Annotated in this window: 16 protein-coding genes; 7 read left to right on the top strand and 9 right to left on the bottom strand. The window is 71.0% G+C overall.

Annotated elements, in window-relative coordinates:
- Window positions 1–19 precede the first annotated feature (19 nt).
- Complete coding sequence (locus C7C45_RS27840) at window positions 20–919, top strand: alpha/beta hydrolase (RefSeq protein WP_110566947.1); 900 nt, start codon at window positions 20–22, stop codon at window positions 917–919.
- Window positions 920–1,067: 148 nt separating this feature from the next.
- Here C7C45_RS27840 and C7C45_RS27845 read toward each other — a convergent pair whose 3' ends face one another.
- Window positions 1,068–1,835: a lysophospholipid acyltransferase family protein gene (locus C7C45_RS27845; RefSeq protein WP_110566949.1), complete on the bottom strand. Its 768-nt coding sequence runs from the start codon at window positions 1,833–1,835 to the stop codon at window positions 1,068–1,070.
- A 158-nt stretch (window positions 1,836–1,993) separates the two neighbouring features.
- Between C7C45_RS27845 and C7C45_RS27850 the strand changes: the two genes are divergently transcribed.
- From C7C45_RS27850 to C7C45_RS27860, 3 genes are all read left to right on the top strand, one after another.
- Complete coding sequence (locus C7C45_RS27850) at window positions 1,994–3,406, top strand: cytochrome ubiquinol oxidase subunit I (protein ID WP_110566951.1); 1,413 nt, start codon at window positions 1,994–1,996, stop codon at window positions 3,404–3,406.
- Between the two features lie 15 nt (window positions 3,407–3,421).
- Entirely contained in the window at window positions 3,422–4,420 is a 999-nt protein-coding gene (gene cydB, locus C7C45_RS27855; protein ID WP_110566953.1) for a cytochrome d ubiquinol oxidase subunit II, read from the top strand.
- Between the two features lie 144 nt (window positions 4,421–4,564).
- On the top strand, window positions 4,565–5,758 hold the full coding sequence (locus C7C45_RS27860; protein ID WP_208641374.1) for a GNAT family N-acetyltransferase: 1,194 nt from the start codon (window positions 4,565–4,567) through the stop codon (window positions 5,756–5,758).
- Between the two features lie 301 nt (window positions 5,759–6,059).
- Here C7C45_RS27860 and C7C45_RS27865 read toward each other — a convergent pair whose 3' ends face one another.
- A complete protein-coding gene (locus tag C7C45_RS27865; protein WP_110566955.1) occupies window positions 6,060–6,506 on the bottom strand; it encodes a winged helix DNA-binding protein in 447 nt (148 codons plus the stop codon).
- A gap of 95 nt (window positions 6,507–6,601) precedes the next feature.
- Between C7C45_RS27865 and C7C45_RS27870 the strand changes: the two genes are divergently transcribed.
- Window positions 6,602–7,054, top strand: coding sequence for a MarR family winged helix-turn-helix transcriptional regulator (locus tag C7C45_RS27870; RefSeq protein WP_110566957.1), 453 nt, complete (start codon window positions 6,602–6,604; stop codon window positions 7,052–7,054).
- A gap of 6 nt (window positions 7,055–7,060) precedes the next feature.
- Here the strand turns inward: C7C45_RS27870 and C7C45_RS27875 are convergent, their stop codons facing one another.
- The 3 genes from C7C45_RS27875 to C7C45_RS27885 all read right to left on the bottom strand — a co-directional run bounded on the left by C7C45_RS27875 (window position 7,061) and on the right by C7C45_RS27885 (window position 9,024).
- Window positions 7,061–7,750, bottom strand: a complete 690-nt coding sequence (locus C7C45_RS27875) for a hypothetical protein (protein ID WP_110566958.1) — start codon at window positions 7,748–7,750, stop codon at window positions 7,061–7,063.
- An 83-nt stretch (window positions 7,751–7,833) separates the two neighbouring features.
- Window positions 7,834–8,295, bottom strand: coding sequence for a peroxiredoxin (locus C7C45_RS27880; protein WP_280101402.1), 462 nt, complete (start codon window positions 8,293–8,295; stop codon window positions 7,834–7,836).
- Window positions 8,296–8,340: 45 nt separating this feature from the next.
- Window positions 8,341–9,024: a patatin-like phospholipase family protein gene (locus tag C7C45_RS27885; RefSeq protein WP_341866519.1), complete on the bottom strand. Its 684-nt coding sequence runs from the start codon at window positions 9,022–9,024 to the stop codon at window positions 8,341–8,343.
- A 226-nt stretch (window positions 9,025–9,250) separates the two neighbouring features.
- Between C7C45_RS27885 and C7C45_RS27890 the strand changes: the two genes are divergently transcribed.
- Window positions 9,251–9,979 (top strand): SDR family NAD(P)-dependent oxidoreductase, encoded by a 729-nt coding sequence (locus C7C45_RS27890; RefSeq protein ID WP_110566962.1) that lies wholly within the window; start codon window positions 9,251–9,253, stop codon window positions 9,977–9,979.
- Between the two features lie 30 nt (window positions 9,980–10,009).
- Here the strand turns inward: C7C45_RS27890 and C7C45_RS35585 are convergent, their stop codons facing one another.
- The 3 genes from C7C45_RS35585 to zwf all read right to left on the bottom strand — a co-directional run bounded on the left by C7C45_RS35585 (window position 10,010) and on the right by zwf (window position 13,133).
- The gene (locus C7C45_RS35585; RefSeq protein ID WP_280101403.1) at window positions 10,010–10,135 is read right to left on the bottom strand and encodes an MFS transporter small subunit; all 126 of its coding nucleotides are present in this window, start codon (window positions 10,133–10,135) and stop codon (window positions 10,010–10,012) included.
- Entirely contained in the window at window positions 10,132–11,544 is a 1,413-nt protein-coding gene (locus C7C45_RS27895; protein WP_110566964.1) for an OFA family MFS transporter, read from the bottom strand. Before C7C45_RS27895 ends, C7C45_RS35585 begins: the two co-directional genes overlap by 4 nt.
- Window positions 11,545–11,753: 209 nt before the next feature.
- Window positions 11,754–13,133, bottom strand: a complete 1,380-nt coding sequence (gene zwf / locus C7C45_RS27900; RefSeq protein ID WP_110566966.1) for a glucose-6-phosphate dehydrogenase — start codon at window positions 13,131–13,133, stop codon at window positions 11,754–11,756.
- A 202-nt stretch (window positions 13,134–13,335) separates the two neighbouring features.
- Here zwf and C7C45_RS27905 point away from each other — a divergent pair, with 202 nt between their 5' ends.
- Entirely contained in the window at window positions 13,336–14,925 is a 1,590-nt protein-coding gene (locus C7C45_RS27905; protein ID WP_110566968.1) for a beta-N-acetylhexosaminidase, read from the top strand.
- Between the two features lie 61 nt (window positions 14,926–14,986).
- Here C7C45_RS27905 and C7C45_RS27910 read toward each other — a convergent pair whose 3' ends face one another.
- Entirely contained in the window at window positions 14,987–15,925 is a 939-nt protein-coding gene (locus C7C45_RS27910) for a PhzF family phenazine biosynthesis protein (RefSeq protein ID WP_244200604.1), read from the bottom strand.
- Window positions 15,926–15,978: the final 53 nt, after the last annotated feature.

The following is a 15,978-nucleotide window of genomic DNA, read 5'->3' on the forward strand; positions in this document are numbered from 1 at the left end:
TCTGTGGGAGGCATCGGATATGAGCAGGGAACAGCGCGCGGCAATCGGCGCCATGCTGGGTGGCGGGCCCAAGGACTTCGCGCCGGAGCCGGTCGAGACGATGCGGCAGAACTTCACCGCGCTCATGGCGCGGTTCCCGGTCCCTCCCGTGCGGACCTCGGAACTGACCCTGGGCGGCCGTCCGGCGGTGCTGGTCGAACCGGAGGGCGAGACTCGCCCGGGCACGATCCTGTACTTCCACGGCGGCTCGTTCGCGCTCGGATCCCCGCAGACCGCGATGGGTCTGACCGCGAGTCTGGTCACGCGGACCGGGGTGCGGGCCTTCTCCCTCGACTACCGGCTGGCCCCGGAGAACCCGTTTCCGGCCGCAATCGAGGACTGCCTCGCGGCGTATCGGTCCCTGCTCGACAGCGGCGTCGCTGCCGAGTCCATCGCGTTCGCGGGCGATTCCGCCGGTGGCGGCCTCACGGTGACCACCACCCTCGCCGCCCGAAACGCCGGGCTGCCGCTGCCGGGCGCGCTGGTCGCGTTCTCGCCCGGCCTGGACCACACCCGCACGGGCGAGTCGATGGACACCAAGGAGGGCATCGACCCGTTCTTCACCCGGCAGGGCATGGCCCACACCGCGGAGTTCTACCTCGGAGGCCAGGACCCGAACCAGGAGCTCACCGCGCCCGCCGTGCTCGCCGACCTGACCGGGTTCCCGCCGATCCTGCTGCAGGTCGGCACGAACGAACTGCTGCTCGACGACTCGGTCCGGCTGGCGAAACGCGCCCGCGACGCCGAGGTTGACGTCATCCTCGACATCACCGCCGGCGTTCCGCACGTCTTCCAGTCCTTCATCGGCCAGCTCGACGAAGCCGACCAGGCCCTGGACCGCGCCGCCCTGTTCATCACGCAGCGACTACAGACCCCCTGAACGCAACGTTGGATCTCGCTGGTGAGCCCGTACGGACGATCATTTCTCGATCATCGACGGACCGGGAACGCCAGGGTTCCCCCGACCGCGTGACGTACCTCCCGGCGGCCGTGGGGGAGAACGCCGCGGATCGATCGCGGTGCCGGCCTCAGCGTGAGTGGCGGCGGTGCGCCCGGCTGAGGTCGATCGGGCGGCCGGGGTCGACGTGCCGGGGCAGGTCGGGTTCGTCGGGGCGCAGCGGGGCGAGGGTGTCGGTGAGCGCGTCGATGATCCGGTCGGTGGCCCGGCGGGCGACGCCGGGGTTGTCGGCGGCCGTCTCACCCAGGTCGACGGGAGCGCCGAAGTGCACCCGGATCACCGGGCGGCGCCACAGCGAGCGGGCGATGCCGCGCAGCATTCCGCGGGGCGCCTCGTAGGGCAGCACCTCGTGGGAGCCCCACTGGGCGATCGGGATGACCGGAGCGCCGCAGGCCAGAGCGAGTCGGGCGGCGCCGGTCTTGCCGCGTTCGGGCCACATGCCGGGGTCCAGGCCGATGCGTCCCTCGGGGTAGATGAGAATCACCGACCCCTGGGCGACGGCGACGGCGGCATCGTCGAGGGCTCGGTGGACGGCGCTGGTGCCCCGGTCGACCCGGATGTGCCCGGCGTGGCGCATGGCGGCGCCGAACACCGGTACGCGAAACAGCCCGGCGGTCGCCATGATCCGGGGGGCGATGCCGCGGGTCTGGCAGGCGGCGGCCATGACCAGGGGGTCGAACGGGCTGATGTGGTTGGCGGCCAGCACCAACGGGCCGCGGCGCAGGTGCGCGGGAACGTCGCCGGTGACCTCGAGTCGGGCAAGCAGGCCGACCAGGCCCCGCATCAGCAGGAGCGCGGTGCGCCAGATCAGCGGCGGTTGCCAGTGCGTGGTGTCCATCAGCGCGCCATCGTCGCACGTGGCAGCGGGGCCAGGAGGGCGGTCGGGAGACCGGGGTGATCAGAGTCATTCGTCCCGGGCCGGCTCGGGTCACCCCGGCCTCTACGACGAGCAGTAGTATTTACTACGTCTCGTAGTACGGATGGTTGGGGGTTCGAGTGGACGCGTTGGACGTTGCCCGCTGGCAGTTCGGTGTCACCACCGTCTACCACTTTCTCTTCGTACCGCTGACCATCGGCCTGTCCGTGCTGGTGGCGATCCTGCAGACGATGTGGCACCGCACCGGCAACGAGCGCTACCTCAAACTGACCAAGTTCTACGGCAAGCTCTTCCTGATCAACTTCGCCATGGGCGTGGTCACCGGGATCGTGCAGGAGTTCCAGTTCGGCATGAACTGGAGCGACTACTCCCGCTTCGTCGGCGACATCTTCGGCGCCCCGCTCGCCATCGAGGCGCTTGTCGCGTTCTTCCTCGAATCCACCTTCATCGGCCTGTGGATCTTCGGCTGGGACCGGCTGCCCAAGCGGGCCCACCTGGCCAGCATCTGGGCCGCCGCGATCGGCACCAACCTCAGCGCGTACTTCATCCTCGCCGCGAACTCGTTCATGCAGAACCCGGTCGGCTACCGGATCAACCCGGACAGCGGACGTGCCGAGCTGACCGACTTCCCGGCCGTGCTGACCAACAAGGTCGCCCTGATCACCTTCCCGCACACCCTGGCCGGCTCCTTCCTGGTCGCCGGGTCGATGATCGTCGCCGTCGGGCTCTGGCACGTCATCCGCAACCGCGACTCCGCCGACACCGACGCCTACCGCTTCGCCACGAAGTTCGGCTCCTGGGTCGTCCTGGTCGCGTCCGCCGCCGTGCTGTTCACCGGCGACATCCAGGGCAAGATCATGACGGACGTGCAGCCGATGAAGATGGCCGCCGCCGAGGGCCTCTACACCACTGAGAGCCCCGCCTCGTTCTCCGTGCTCACCATCGGCAGCCTCGACGGCAGCCGCGAGGTGTTCGCGCTCAAGATCCCGTACCTGCTGTCGTTCCTGGGCACCGGCGACCCGCACGGCACGGTGCGCGGCATCGACGACCTGCAGGCCCAGTACGCCACCCAGTACGGGCCGGGCAGCTACACCCCGATCATCCCGGTCACCTACTGGAGCTTCCGCTTCATGATCACCTTCGGGTTGGCTGCCGGCGCGATCGCCCTGCTGGTGCTCTGGAGCCAGCGCAAGGGCCGCACCCCGAGCAGCAAGTGGCTGCTGCGCGCCGGGCTGGCCATGCCGGTGCTGCCGTTGCTGGCCAACTCCTTCGGCTGGATCTTCACCGAGATGGGCCGCCAGCCGTGGATCGTCTTCGGCGAGATGCTCACCCGCAACGGCGTGTCCCGCAGCGTCTCGCTGACCGAGGTCCTCACCTCGTTCACCGCCTTCACGCTGATCTACGCCACCCTCGCCGTGATCGAGGTCAAGCTGCTGCTGCGCTACGCCAAGGCCGGCGTGCCGGACGTCACCGACCAACCCCCCGCCGACGACACCGACGACGCCGAGCGCCCGCTCGCCTTCGCCTACTGACCCCGGGAGCCCATCGTGGAACTGACCACCATCTGGTTTCTCCTCGTCGCCGTGCTGTTCACCGGGTACTTCATCCTGGAGGGCTTCGACTTCGGCGTCGGCATGCTGCTGCCCGTGCTCGGCCGCGACGACCGGGAACGCCGCGTCCTGATCAACACCATCGGCCCGGTCTGGGACGGCAACGAGGTCTGGCTGATCACCGCCGGCGGCGCCATGTTCGCCTCGTTCCCCGAGTGGTACGCCACCCTGTTCTCCGGCTTCTACCTGCCGCTGCTGCTGATCCTGCTGGCCCTGATCGCCCGGGGGGTGGCCTTCGAATACCGGCACAAGCGCCCCGAGGCGTCCTGGAAGCGCCGCTGGGACGCGGCCATCGTGATCGGCTCGCTGCTGCCGGCGATCCTGTGGGGCGTCGCCTTCGCCAACATCCTGCGCGGCGTGCCACTGAACGCCGAGCATGAGTACGTCGGTGGCCTGTTCAACCTGCTCAACCCGTACGCCCTGCTGGGCGGTGCGACCACCCTCGCCCTGTTCCTCACCCACGGCGCGGTGTTCATCGCCCTGAAGACCACCGGCGACATCCGCGAGCGCGCGGGCGCCCTCGCGGTGCGCCTGGGTGTCGGCGCCGCCGTGCTCGCGGTCGGGTTCCTCACCTGGACCTTGAGCATCCGCTCCAGCGCGGCCGCCGTCGTGCTCGCCGTCGGCGCGGCCCTCGCCCTGCTCGGTGGTCTCGCCGCCGCCCGGGTACGCCGAGAGGGCTGGGCGTTCACCGGCACCGCCGTGGCGATCGGCCTGGCCGTGGCCACCCTGTTCGCGGCGTTGTTCCCGAACGTGCTGCCCTCCACCCTGGACGCGGCCGGCACGCTCACGGCCACCAACGCCGCCTCCACCCCGTACACCTTGAAGATCATGACCTGGGTGGCGGTGATCTTCACTCCGGTGGTGCTGGGCTACCAGGCCTGGACGTACTGGGTGTTCCGCAAGCGCATCGGCGTGGCCAACATCCCGCAGCACTGACCGACGGCACGGACCCGCGCCGATCTTGCGCTTTCTGTCGTCCAGATGAGTGAAATGCCCTCTTAAGTCGCAGCAGAAAGTGCAAGATCGCGTGCCAGATCGGATCGGCGGCGAGGTCTGATCCGCCCCCGCTAGGGTGTGCCGATGCCCGCTGCCGTGCACGTTCGCGAACTCACCGCCGACGACCTCGACGCCGCTTGGGAGTTGGGCCGGTTCGCGTTCGGATCCGACTCGCAGCGCCCCGCGAGCACCTCAACCGCGGTGCCCGGCCTGACCCGTTACGGCGCGTTCGACGACGCCGGTCGGCTCGTCGGCAAGGCCGTCGACCTGCACCACGACCAGTGGTGGACCGGGCGCGCGATGCCCGCCGCCGACGTCGCCGGGGTGGCGGTCGCCCCCGAGGCCCGTGGCCGGGGCGTGGCCCGGGCCATGCTCACCGCCCTGCTGCGCGGCGCCCACGAGCGCGGCGCGGCGATCAGCGCGCTCTACCCAACCGTCGCCGCCCCCTACCGTGCCTTCGGGTGGGAGGCCGCCGGGGTGCTGCGGACCGTCGACCTGGCCACCGCCTCGCTGCCCCGGCACCAGCCTGCCGCACATCTCACCGTTCGTGCTGGCGCTCCCGCCGACCTGCCCGCCGTCGCGGCCCTGTACGAGCGGGTCGGCCGGCACCGCAACGGCATGCTGACCCGCCGGGGCGAGTTGTTCGACTTCTTCGCCGCCGACAGGGGCCTGCCCGGCGACGGGCTCACCCTCGTCGAGGCCGCCGGCGACCTGGTCGGTTACGCCATCTGGCAGCGGGGCCGTGGCTACGGCGCCGACTCCGTGCTCACCGTCGACGAGGCCCTGGCCACCACCGCCGACGCCGCCCGGGAACTCGTCGGGGTGCTCGGCAGTTGGGCAAGCGTCGCGCCGACCCTGCGGTTGTGCCCGCTCGACGGTGACGCCGTCAGCACCCACCTGCCGTTGGAGTCGGCCCGTGACCACAAACGGGACCTGTGGATGCACCGACCGGTGGACGTGGCCCGGGCGGTCAGCGCACGCGGCTGGCCCGCCCACGCCAGCGGCACCGTCGACGTCACCCTCGCCGACCCGCTCGCCGAATGGAACACCGGCACCTGGCGCTTGACCGTCGCCGAGGGCGCCGCCGAGCTGAGCCGGATCAGCGGCGAGGCGGACTTTCGGTTGGACGTCCGCGGTTTCGCCCTGCTCTACACCGGTGCGGCCCGCGCCCGGTCGGTCGCGCAGGCCGGGTTGCTGCACCACCCTGCCGGTGTCGACCCGAGCGCCCTCGACCTGCTGGGTGCCGGCGGCCCGGCACAGTTGCTCGACTACTTCTGAGCGACGGGGACCGCCCGCCCGCCCGGCTGGCCGCGCGCTGGCAACACTCGCGCGCGGCCAGCAGCGTCTCGGCAGCATTCGCACCCGGGCGGCAGCACTCACGCGCAGCCGCACACGCGTGGGCAACGCTCCCGGGCGGTAGCACTCACGCGCAGCCGCACACGCGTGGGCAACGCTCCCGGGCGCCAGCACTCGCGCGTGGCCGCACGCGCGTGGGCAACACTTCCGGCCGGGCGTGCGCCGGCGACACTGCGGTCACCGACTCGGGCGCGACGCCGACTCGCCGGTGGCGACGGCCCGGTCAGGCCGGGAGTGCCGCCAGCTCGGCGTTCGCCCGCTGGGTGACCAGGGTGAGCACCTGGGCGACCACCCTCGCCTCGTCGGTCGGGATGTCCCCGTACAGCCGGGTGGTGATGTCGGCGACGGCGGCGCCGACGCGGCGCTGGGTGGCGTGACCGGCGTCGGTGAGCCGCACCTGCGGTTCGGCGGCGCCGTCGTCGACCCGCATGAGGTCGGCGTCGACGAGGTGGGCGATCACCTCGTGCACCGCCGGCTCGTCGATTTTCAGGGTGGTGGTGAGCCGGTGCACCAGTCGTGCGCGCTCGACGGCGCCGTCGGCGAGGACGTTGAGCGCGATCACCTGCTCGAAGGCGAGCCCGAGCGGGGCGACGGCACGGTCGAGCAGGGCCCGGGTGGCGTAGTGGGCCTGGCCGATGACCTGGCCGTTGAGGGTGGGAGTGGTGGACATGATGCCTCCTTCAGAACGTTGGACTAACCAACGTTGGTGCGTCCAACGTATCACAGGTCGTGGGTCGCACCAACAATTCCTGTTAGGCTGCCGCAATGGAGTTCACCGCCCCGCAGTCGCCCGCCGGGTTACACACCACCCCGAGCTGGCTGCTCAACCAGGCCGCCACCTACGCCGGCCGACTCATCGGCGAGGGCTTCGCCGCGCACGACCTGCGCGGCTACCATTACCGGCTGCTCGCCTCACTCGCCGAGGACGGGCCCGCGAGTCAGGCCGACCTCGGCCGCCGCTGCGGCATCGACCGCAGCGACGTGGTGGCGGCCATCAACGACCTGGCCGGCCGAGGCCTCGTGGTACGCGCCCCCGACCCGGCCGACCGCCGTCGCAACGTCATCAGCAGCACCGAGGCCGGCGCCGAGGTGGCCCGCCGGATGGGCGAGACCGTCGCCCGCGTCCAAGACGACCTGCTCGCCCCCCTGTCCACCACGGAGCGTGCGCAGCTGACGCGGCTGCTCACCCGGCTGCTGGAGCACCACAGCCGGCACTGACCCGCCTCAGCGGGCCTCGCGCAGTTCCGCCAACCGGGCCTCGATCTCGGCCAGCTCGGCACGCAACTTCTCCGCCTGCTGCTCCGCCTCAGCCCGCTCGGTGCCGAGGATCTGCTCCACCGCCTCCTGCACACCCGGCACGTCGACCAGCGCCACCATCTTCAACGCCTCCGCCGGCTTCACCACGTACGGCTTCGCGAGGGCCTTGCTGCCCTGCTGCGCGGCGACGGTCCACTCACCGTCGGCGTACGCCAAGGTGACGGTGAGGCCCGCGGGGCCCTTCGGCTTGACGGCCTTGACCGCCCGCCGCGCCGGCGGCTTCTCCGTCTGCTGCTCCACCTTTGGCTCCTCCTGTCGCTGCGCGGGCACCCGCGGCGTGTCCAACACGAACTCCGGCGCGGGCGCCGCGGGTGACTCCTGCGGCTCCGGCTCCGGTTTCGGCTCCACCACCCGGCGACCGGCGCCCTTGGGAGCGACGGCCAGGTCGGCGGGGGAGAACGGCAACTCGTCGCGCCCGAAGCGCACCACCACGAACTCGTCGGACGCCTCGGGGTCGGTCAGCTCGATCACCTGACCGACCTGACCGGCGATCTGCCCCGCCGAGGCGGTGAACACCACCCGGGGTTTACGACCGGCCGCCAACGCCTCCCGGATGCTCTGCACGTCGCTAGTGGACAAACCCTGGCCGGCATCCATCACAACCCTCTTCCGTACACCTGTTTGATTGCTGTCTTGATACCAGCCGGCTGCGACAGCCGGCGCAGGGGGCTCGTGCCCCCTCAGCCGCCCAGCGCCCGCAGCGCCCGGTCCGCGTGGTCGTTCATGCTGACCTCGCTGTGGATCACCTCGATGATCCGCCGGTCCGTGCCGATCACGAACGTCATCCGCTTCATGCTCAACGGCCCCAACGGCACCCGCCGCTTGACCCCGAGCTGCTGCGCCACCACACCGTCGGCATCCGACAGCAGCGGGTAGTCGAAGCCGTGCAGCTTGGAGAACTCCGCCTGCTTCGCCACCGGGTCGCGGCTGATACCCACCCGCGACGCGCCCAGCGCCGTGAACTCCGCGGCAAGGTCCCGGAAGTGGCAACTCTCCGCCGTGCATCCCCGGGTCATCGCCGCCGGGTAGAAGAACAGCACCACCGGCCCGGCCGCCAGGAACTCGGACAGTCGCCGCGGCGTGCCCGTCTCATCCGGCAGCTCGAAATCCTCGACCACGTCGCCGACACCCACACCCGCCACCGCGCACCTCCGTTGTCCGATCGAACGCGCGGTGAGCGTAAGCGATCACACCCAGAGGGCCGCCACCTCGTCCGCCACCGCCGCGGCCTGGGCCCGCCCGGCCCGCGCCGCGCCCGCCCGCCGGGCCGGGTCCAGCACGTTGCGGCCGATCGCCGTACGCGCCGCCGCGTCCGGCGTCACCACCGCCACCCGCGATCCGACGGCCCGCAACCCGGCCACCTGCGCCGACAACCGGGGCATCGGCCCGAACGCCGCCGACGTCGGCGCGATCACCAGCACCCGCTGCGCGTCCGCCGCCAGGTCCGCGTTCACCGACGAACGCATCCCCCCGTCGACGTAGCGGCGCGCTCCGACCGTCACCGGCGGCCACACGCCGGGCACCGCGCAACTGGCCCCGATCGCGTCCACCAGGGACACCTCACCGTCGCGGTCGAACACCACGAACTCGCCGGTGGCGGCGTCCACCGCCGTGATCAGCAGCCGCCGCGCCGGCCAGTCCCGGCCCGGCAGGAGGGCCTCGATCACCGCGCGTCGCGACGCCTCCGACTGGGTACGCGCCGCCACCGCCATCGCCCCGATCCGGGCCCGTGAACGCGCCGCGTCCCGGGTACGCCCACCGGCCCACACCAGCCGAGCCAGCGTCAGGAAGCCCAGCCGTGCCGGCGGCTCGCTCGACGGTGGCACCAGTTGCTCCTGGTAGAGCTGATCGAGGGGCACCCCGGAACACACCTGCGCGCCGACGACCGAACCCGCCGATGTGCCCCACCAGATCCGCCTCGGTGACCGGCACGCCCCGCTCGACCAGCCCCGCCAGCAGCCCCAGCTCCCAGGCCACGCCGGTCACCCCGCCACCACCGAGCACCAACGCCCTCCGCATGTGACTCTCCCCTCGACGACGCGTCCGCGCCGGTCACGGTAGCGTCGACGGGTCCCCGTCGACAGCCTTGGAGGCACCGTGGCACCCGTCACCGTCATCACCGGCGGCGGTCGCGGCATCGGTGCGGCCACCGCCCGCCGCCTCGCCGGGGCCGGGCATCACGTCGCCCTGTGCTACCGCCGTAACGATGCCGCCGCCGCTGCCGTCCTGGCCGACCTGCGTGCCGCGGGCGCACAGGCCATCGCGGTACGCGCCGACACCACCGACCCCGACCAGGTCGCCGAGTTGTTCGACGCCGCCGCACAGCTCGGCCCGCTCACCGGTCTGGTCAACAACGCCGGTGTCACCAGCCTCATCGGACCGTTCACCGAACTGCGCGTCGAGGACCTGCGTCGGGTCGTCGACGTCAACCTCGTCGGTTACGTGCTCTGCGCCCAGCAGGCCGCCCGCCGGCTGACCGACGGCGGCGCCATCGTCAACGTCTCGTCGGCCGCCGCGACCCTCGGCAGCCCCGGGGAGTACGTGCACTACGCCGCGGTGAAGGCCGCCACCGACACGCTGACCGTGGGCCTGGCCAAGGAGCTTGCCCCGAAGGGCATCCGGGTCAACGCCGTCGCACCGGGCCTCGTGCGCACCGACATCCACGCCGACTCCGGCGTACCCGATCGTGCGGACACCGCAGTCGGTCGCATTCCGCTGGGCCGCGCCGGCGAACCCGACGAGATCGCCGCCGCCATCGCCTGGCTGCTCGGCCCGGACGCCTCGTACACCACCGGGACCGTCCTGCGCGTCTCCGGCGGCCTGTGAGCCGGGGCGCCACGCGCCCCGGCTCACACCTCAGTGGGTGAACAGTTTCGCCGCCGTGATCAGCGTCTGCGCCACCCCGTAGCCGAGCAGCGCCGCCACCACCAACCAGGAGATCCACAACCGGGTCTGTTGCCCGTTTCGGCTGTCGTCGCTCATCGCGTGCCACTCCTCTGCGCCGTCGCGTCCTCGTCCACGCTCTGTTCCGCCGGTGGCTCGTGGTAGCGCTGCGGCACCGGCCGCACCAGCAGGTTCGCCACGAAGCCCACGGCCAGCACACCCACCATCGTGAACAGCGCCGGCCGGTAGGCCGCGGCCGTCAACGTGCCCGGCTTGCCCTGCGCGTCGAGGAACCCGTTGACGATCAGCGGGCCCGCGATCCCCGCTGCCGACCAGGCGGTCAGCAGCCGGCCGTGGATCGCACCGACCTGGAACGTGCCGAACAGGTCCCGCAGGTACGCCGGCACCGTGGCGAACCCACCGCCGTAGAACGACAGGATCACGCAGGCCAGCAGTACGAACAGCGCCGTCGCGGTCTGTCCGACAAGGGCCAGCAGCGCGTACAGGACCATGCCGACGCCGAGGTACACCATGTAGATCGGCTTGCGGCCGATGACGTCCGAGGTGGACGACCAGACGAACCGGCCGGCCATGTTGAACAGCGACAGCAGTCCCACGAAGCCGCCGGCCGCCGCGACGGTCACCGCCGAGGTGCCGTTGTCCCGGAAGAAGTCCTGGATCATCGGGCTGGCCTGCTCCAGGATGCCGATGCCGGCTGTCACGTTGCAGAACAGCACGACCCACAGCAGCCAGAACGAACGGGTCTTCACCGCGTTCGCCGCCGACACGTTCGCCGTGGTGACCAGCGGTTTCGCCGCGACGCTGGCGGGGTCGAAGCCGGCCGGCCGCCAGTCCTGCGCGGGCACCCGCACGTTGGCGACCCCGAACATCATGATCACGAAGTAGCCCAGGCCGAGCGTCACGAACAGCCACACCAGGGCGCTGCCCGACGCCGTCGAACTCGCGTTGGCCGGGTCATAGGCGGGGTCGTAGAACGACAGCAGTTGCCGGGACAGGGGTGAGGCGACCATCGCCCCGCCGCCGAACCCCATGATCGCCAACCCGGTGGCCAGGCCCGGCCGGTCCGGGAACCACTTGATCAGGGTGGAGACGGGGGAGATGTAGCCGATTCCCAGGCCGATGCCGCCGAGCAGCCCGTAGCCCAGATACAGCAACCACAGTTGCGTCGTGGCGATGCCCAGCGAGCCCACCAGGAAGCCCGCCGCCCAGAAGCAGGCGGAGACGAACATCGCCTTGCGCGGCCCGTTCGCCTCCACCCAGGTCCCGGCGACCGCGGCGGACAACCCGAGCATCACGATCGCGATGCTGAAGATGACCCCGATCGCGGTCTGACTGGTGTCGAAGTGGGCGATCAGCGAGTTCTTGTAGACGCTGGTCGCGTAGACCTGGCCGATGCAGAGGTGGACGGCCAGTGCCGCCGGGGGTATGAGCCACCGGCTGTAGCCGGGTGGCGCGATGGTGTGCCGACGATCGAGTGCGGAAAGCATGCGCTGCTTCCTCTCCGATGAGGACGAGAAACGTCCCGCACAACGTGCCCACACAACATGCAGTCGGCAAACCTCATGATCGCCGGACGGTCGCTGCGCTGAGCTGAGCGGTCAGTCAGCCGGAGACGAAGATCCACTCAATGTCGGCGACATGGGGGCATCCCTGGCGCGGGACACCCCCATGTCGGTGATCTGGAGTCGATCAGCAGCTACCGCAGGTCCGGGGTGTGCCAGCCACCGGCGAGCGCGTCGGCGTCCGCCGGACCCCAGGTACCCTTGTCGTACGACTGCACGGCAGCGGGCAGATCCAGGATCGGCGCGACGACGCGCCACTCCTGCTCGATCGTCTCCGCGCGCGCGAAGCGCAGCTGCTGACCATCCATCGCGTCGTCGAGCAGCCGCTCGTACGCCTCCTGCCGGCGGCCGAGAGCCGCGCCGAAGTCGACCGAGAGGTCCACCGGACGGCTGGTCACCTCGGCGCCCGGGCTCTTCGCCTGGATCGACATCGTGATGCCGTCACCGCGGCCGAGCCGGAACCGCAGCAGGTTCGCGGGCGCCTCGGCCCCACCCTCGGCGGGGATGAGGGAGCGCTGTGGCTGCTTGAACTCGACCACGACCTCGGTCGCCGTGCCGGGCAGCGACTTGCCGGTCCGCAGGTAGAAGGGCACGCCCGCCCAGCGGGGGGAGTCGATCGTCAACCGGGTGGCGACAAACGTCTCGGTGTTCGAGTCCGCCGCGACGCCCGGCTCGTCGCGGTAGCCGGCGTACTGCCCCCGGACGGTGGACTGCGGCGACAGCGGCTCGATCTGCCGCAGCACCGCGACCTCCGCGGCGTTGAACGCGTCGGTGTCGTCGGCGGCGGGCGCCTCCATCGCGATGAGCGCAACGACCTGCAGGATGTGGTTCTGCAACACGTCCCGGGTGGCGCCCACCGTGTCGTAGAAGCCGGCGCGGCCCTGGGTGCCGAAACCCTCGGCGAGGGTGACCTGGATGTTGTCGATGTGCTCGTTGTTCCACAGCGGCTCGAAGAGCCGGTTGGCGAACCGGAAGGCGTAGAGGCCCTCGACGGCTTCCTTGCCGAGGTAGTGGTCGATGCGGAACACCCGCTGCGGGTCGAAGGCCGCGCGCAGCGTCCGGTCCAGCTCGCGGGAGGACTCCAGGTCCCGCCCGAACGGCTTCTCCACGATGACCCGGCCGCGGTCGGCCAGGCCGACCGACGCGAGGCCCTCGACGACCGCGCCGAACACCGCCGGTGGGATCGCCAGGTAGAAGACCGGCCGCTCGGCGCCGCGCAGGCGCTGCGCCAGCCGCTGGTAGGTGGCCGGGTCCGCGTAGTCCCCGGAGATCATCGAAAGGTTGTCCGCCAGCCGGTCGAAGGTCGCGTCATCGACCTCGTTGTTGGCTTCGGTGACCGACTTGCGGGCCGTGGTGACGAGCTGCTGGTCGTCCCAGGGGGAGCGGGCAACGCCGATCACCGGGACGTCGAGGCGACCGCGCCGGGTCAGCTCGTACAGCGCCGGGAACAGCTTCTTCGAGACGAGGTCCCCCGTGACGCCGAACAGCACTACCGCGTCTGAGCGCAGGTCCATGGCACTTCCATTCGATCATCTGATCCTGATCTTCCGAACGGACAACGGTTCGGCCCGCTCCGAGAATTCCCCGCGAGCGTCGTGCGTGAGGTCGGCGACAGCGACGACCCACGTTAAGGAAGGTTTACAGTTCGCGGGTGCCGCGATTAACGTATGGACCTGATCGAAACACGTCAATCATGACGAGGCCTGGAGGCGCCCCATGCGTCGCACCGTCACGCGACTACTGGCCATGACCGCGCTCGGACTACCCCTCATCCTGCCCGCAACCCCCGCCACCGCCGCACCCACCGCACCGGCCCGACAACTGGCCGATGTCATCCCCGCGCCCGTCGAAACCCGACCCGACGCCCACGGCACCTTCCAGCTCAGCCCCCTGACCGTCATCCGCACCACACCCGGCTCGGCCACCGCCTGGCAGGTGGGCCGCCAACTCGCCGACACGCTGCGCCCCGCCACCGGCTACCCCCTGCCCGTCCTACCGGTCCGCTCCACCCCGCTGCCCGAGATCGCCCTGCTCATCGGGGGAGCGGACGCCCGCGTCGGCCAGCAGGGCTACCAACTCGACGTCACCCGCCGCGGCGTGACGATCCGGGCCAACACCCCCGCCGGCCTGTTCGCCGGCACCCAGACACTGCGCCAACTGCTGCCCGCCGACATCGAGTCACCCCGGCGGCAGCGCACCACCTGGACGGTCCCCGGCGGACGGATCGTCGACTACCCGCGCTTCGCGTACCGGGGCGCCATGCTCGACCTCGCACGGCACTTCCACACCGTCGACGAGATCACCGCCTACGTGGACCTGCTCAGCCAGTACAAAATCAACTACCTGCACCTGCACCTGACCGACGACCAGGGCTGGCGCATCCAGATCGACTCCTGGCCCCGCCTCACCAGCGTCGGCGGCGGACCCGGCACCGGAGTCGACGGCGTCGGCCCCGGATACCTCACCAAGGCCGACTACAAGGCCGTCGTCGCGTACGCCGCCGCACGACACATCACCATCATCCCCGAGATCGACATGCCCGGGCACACCAACGCCGCCCAGTCGACGTACCCCGAACTCAACTGCGACGGCGTCGCACCACCCCCGCGCACCGACACTGCCGTCGGCTACAGCTCGCTGTGCATCAACGACGAACGCACCTACCGGTTCGTCGAGGACGTCATCCGTGAACTCGCCGCCATCACCCCCGGGCCGTTCCTGCACATCGGCGGCGACGAAGCCCACGCCACCACCGACGAGGACTACCGCACCTTCATGCAGCGGGTCCTGCCCCTGGTCGCCAAGTACGGCAAACGCGCGTACGGCTGGAACGAGATCATGCAGGTCGACCCGCCCACCGACGCCGTCGCCCAGTTCTGGGGCACCGGCACCACCAACACCGACCTCGCCGAAGCCGCAGCCCGGGGCAACAAGGTCGTCATGTCGCCGGCCAACAAGGCGTACCTGGACATGAAGTACGACCGCAACACCCGCCTCGGACTGAGCTGGGCCGCCTACATCGAGGTCTCTGACGCGTACGGCTGGGACCCGGCCACCCGCGTCACCGGCGTCGGCGAGAACGCCGTCCTCGGCGTCGAAGCCCCGCTGTGGTCCGAAACGCTGCGCACCCTCGACGACATCGAACACCTGGCCTTCCCCCGCCTGCCCGCCATCGCCGAACTCGGCTGGTCCACAGCGGCCAGCCACGACTGGGAGTCGTTCCGGACGCGACTGGGGGAGCAGGCACCCCGCTGGCGCCTGCAACAGGTCGACTTCTACCCCTCACCCCAGGTGCCGTGGCGCTGACTCGTACCCCATCCCACGCCTTGGCGGGCACCGACCGGTGCCCGCCAAGGCTGGAGACCCCTCACCGCCCGGCAACCACGGCGGCGGCCCCGACCAGGACCCGCGGACCGGTCGGACCCGGCCGGGCCGAGGCGGTGATCGTCGCCGGTTCACCGACGACGTCACCCATGTCGACGGACAACCGGCCGAAGCCACTGGTGGACAGGCGGGCGGCCAGGCACGCTGTGCTGTTCACATTGGCGATGTCCTCGGGCACCCCGATCGACGGCGCGAACATCCGCGCCACCACGCGACCTGAGCGTGTGGGCGCCGAATAGACGTAGCAGCCGAGCAGACCCAACCGATCACACACCGCGCGGAGCCGATCCAGACGCGGGCCGAGCCCGGTGACCGCGTCGGGCGTGCTGACCGGCACCAGGATCCGAGCCCGACCCAGCGAGGCCACACACGCCCCGGCGAGCAGGTGACCGGGAGCGACACCGAGGGCGTCGACGACAGGCCCGATCTCGGCCCAGGTGGCATCTCGGACGACCACCGGACCCGGGTCGAACGCGGCGTGGATCAGATCACCAGCACGGACCGCCCGGCCGACGAACGTACGGCCCGACACCCGCAATCCGAACTCCTGCTCCGCACCCGGGCGTTGCGCGGCGAGGAACGCCACGGCGGCCACCGTCGCGTGCCCGCAGGCGGGCAGTTCCCCCTCGGCGGCGAAGAAGCGCAGGCCCACCGGCTCGTCGGCCGACGCCCGCCGCAGGAACACGGCGTGCGACGCCCCCACCCGGCCCGGCACCCGGCTCCGATCGGCGTCGGTCATGGTGGGGGAGCCGGACTCGTCGACGACAGCCGTGGGGCTGCCGCCGCGCCCATCCCGAAGACACGCGCGGACAATGGTGATCAACAGCGAGTCGGAAGCGGCCTCGTCGTCACCGCGCCCGCCCGACCGTGAGAGGTTGTTGCTCGGTGCCATCGCGATCATCTCCAGTGAGGACTCGACCATGAACCTGGCGTTTGATCGATCAGCGGGGACCGGACCGGAGGTGGTGTGCCTGC

Origin of the sequence: Micromonospora arborensis (genome assembly GCF_003205615.1) — a bacterium.
GTDB classification, from domain to species: Bacteria; Actinomycetota; Actinomycetes; order Mycobacteriales; family Micromonosporaceae; genus Micromonospora; species Micromonospora arborensis.

What these genes read in the sequence shown, in the direction of transcription:
- C7C45_RS27875 (WP_110566958.1), bottom strand. Translation starts at nt 7,750, where the DNA reads ATGGATGCCGGCCAGGGTTTGTCCACTAGCGACGTGCAGAGCATCCGG.
- zwf (WP_110566966.1), bottom strand. Translation starts at nt 13,133, where the DNA reads ATGGACCTGCGCTCAGACGCGGTAGTGCTGTTCGGCGTCACGGGGGAC.
- C7C45_RS27840 (WP_110566947.1), top strand. Translation starts at nt 20, where the DNA reads ATGAGCAGGGAACAGCGCGCGGCAATCGGCGCCATGCTGGGTGGCGGG.
- C7C45_RS27845 (WP_110566949.1), bottom strand. Translation starts at nt 1,835, where the DNA reads ATGGACACCACGCACTGGCAACCGCCGCTGATCTGGCGCACCGCGCTC.
- C7C45_RS27860 (WP_208641374.1), top strand. Translation starts at nt 4,565, where the DNA reads ATGCCCGCTGCCGTGCACGTTCGCGAACTCACCGCCGACGACCTCGAC.
- C7C45_RS27905 (WP_110566968.1), top strand. Translation starts at nt 13,336, where the DNA reads ATGCGTCGCACCGTCACGCGACTACTGGCCATGACCGCGCTCGGACTA.
- C7C45_RS27865 (WP_110566955.1), bottom strand. Translation starts at nt 6,506, where the DNA reads ATGTCCACCACTCCCACCCTCAACGGCCAGGTCATCGGCCAGGCCCAC.
- C7C45_RS35585 (WP_280101403.1), bottom strand. Translation starts at nt 10,135, where the DNA reads ATGAGCGACGACAGCCGAAACGGGCAACAGACCCGGTTGTGGATCTCC.
- C7C45_RS27895 (WP_110566964.1), bottom strand. Translation starts at nt 11,544, where the DNA reads ATGCTTTCCGCACTCGATCGTCGGCACACCATCGCGCCACCCGGCTAC.
- C7C45_RS27910 (WP_244200604.1), bottom strand. Translation starts at nt 15,925, where the DNA reads ATGGTCGAGTCCTCACTGGAGATGATCGCGATGGCACCGAGCAACAAC.
- C7C45_RS27870 (WP_110566957.1), top strand. Translation starts at nt 6,602, where the DNA reads ATGGAGTTCACCGCCCCGCAGTCGCCCGCCGGGTTACACACCACCCCG.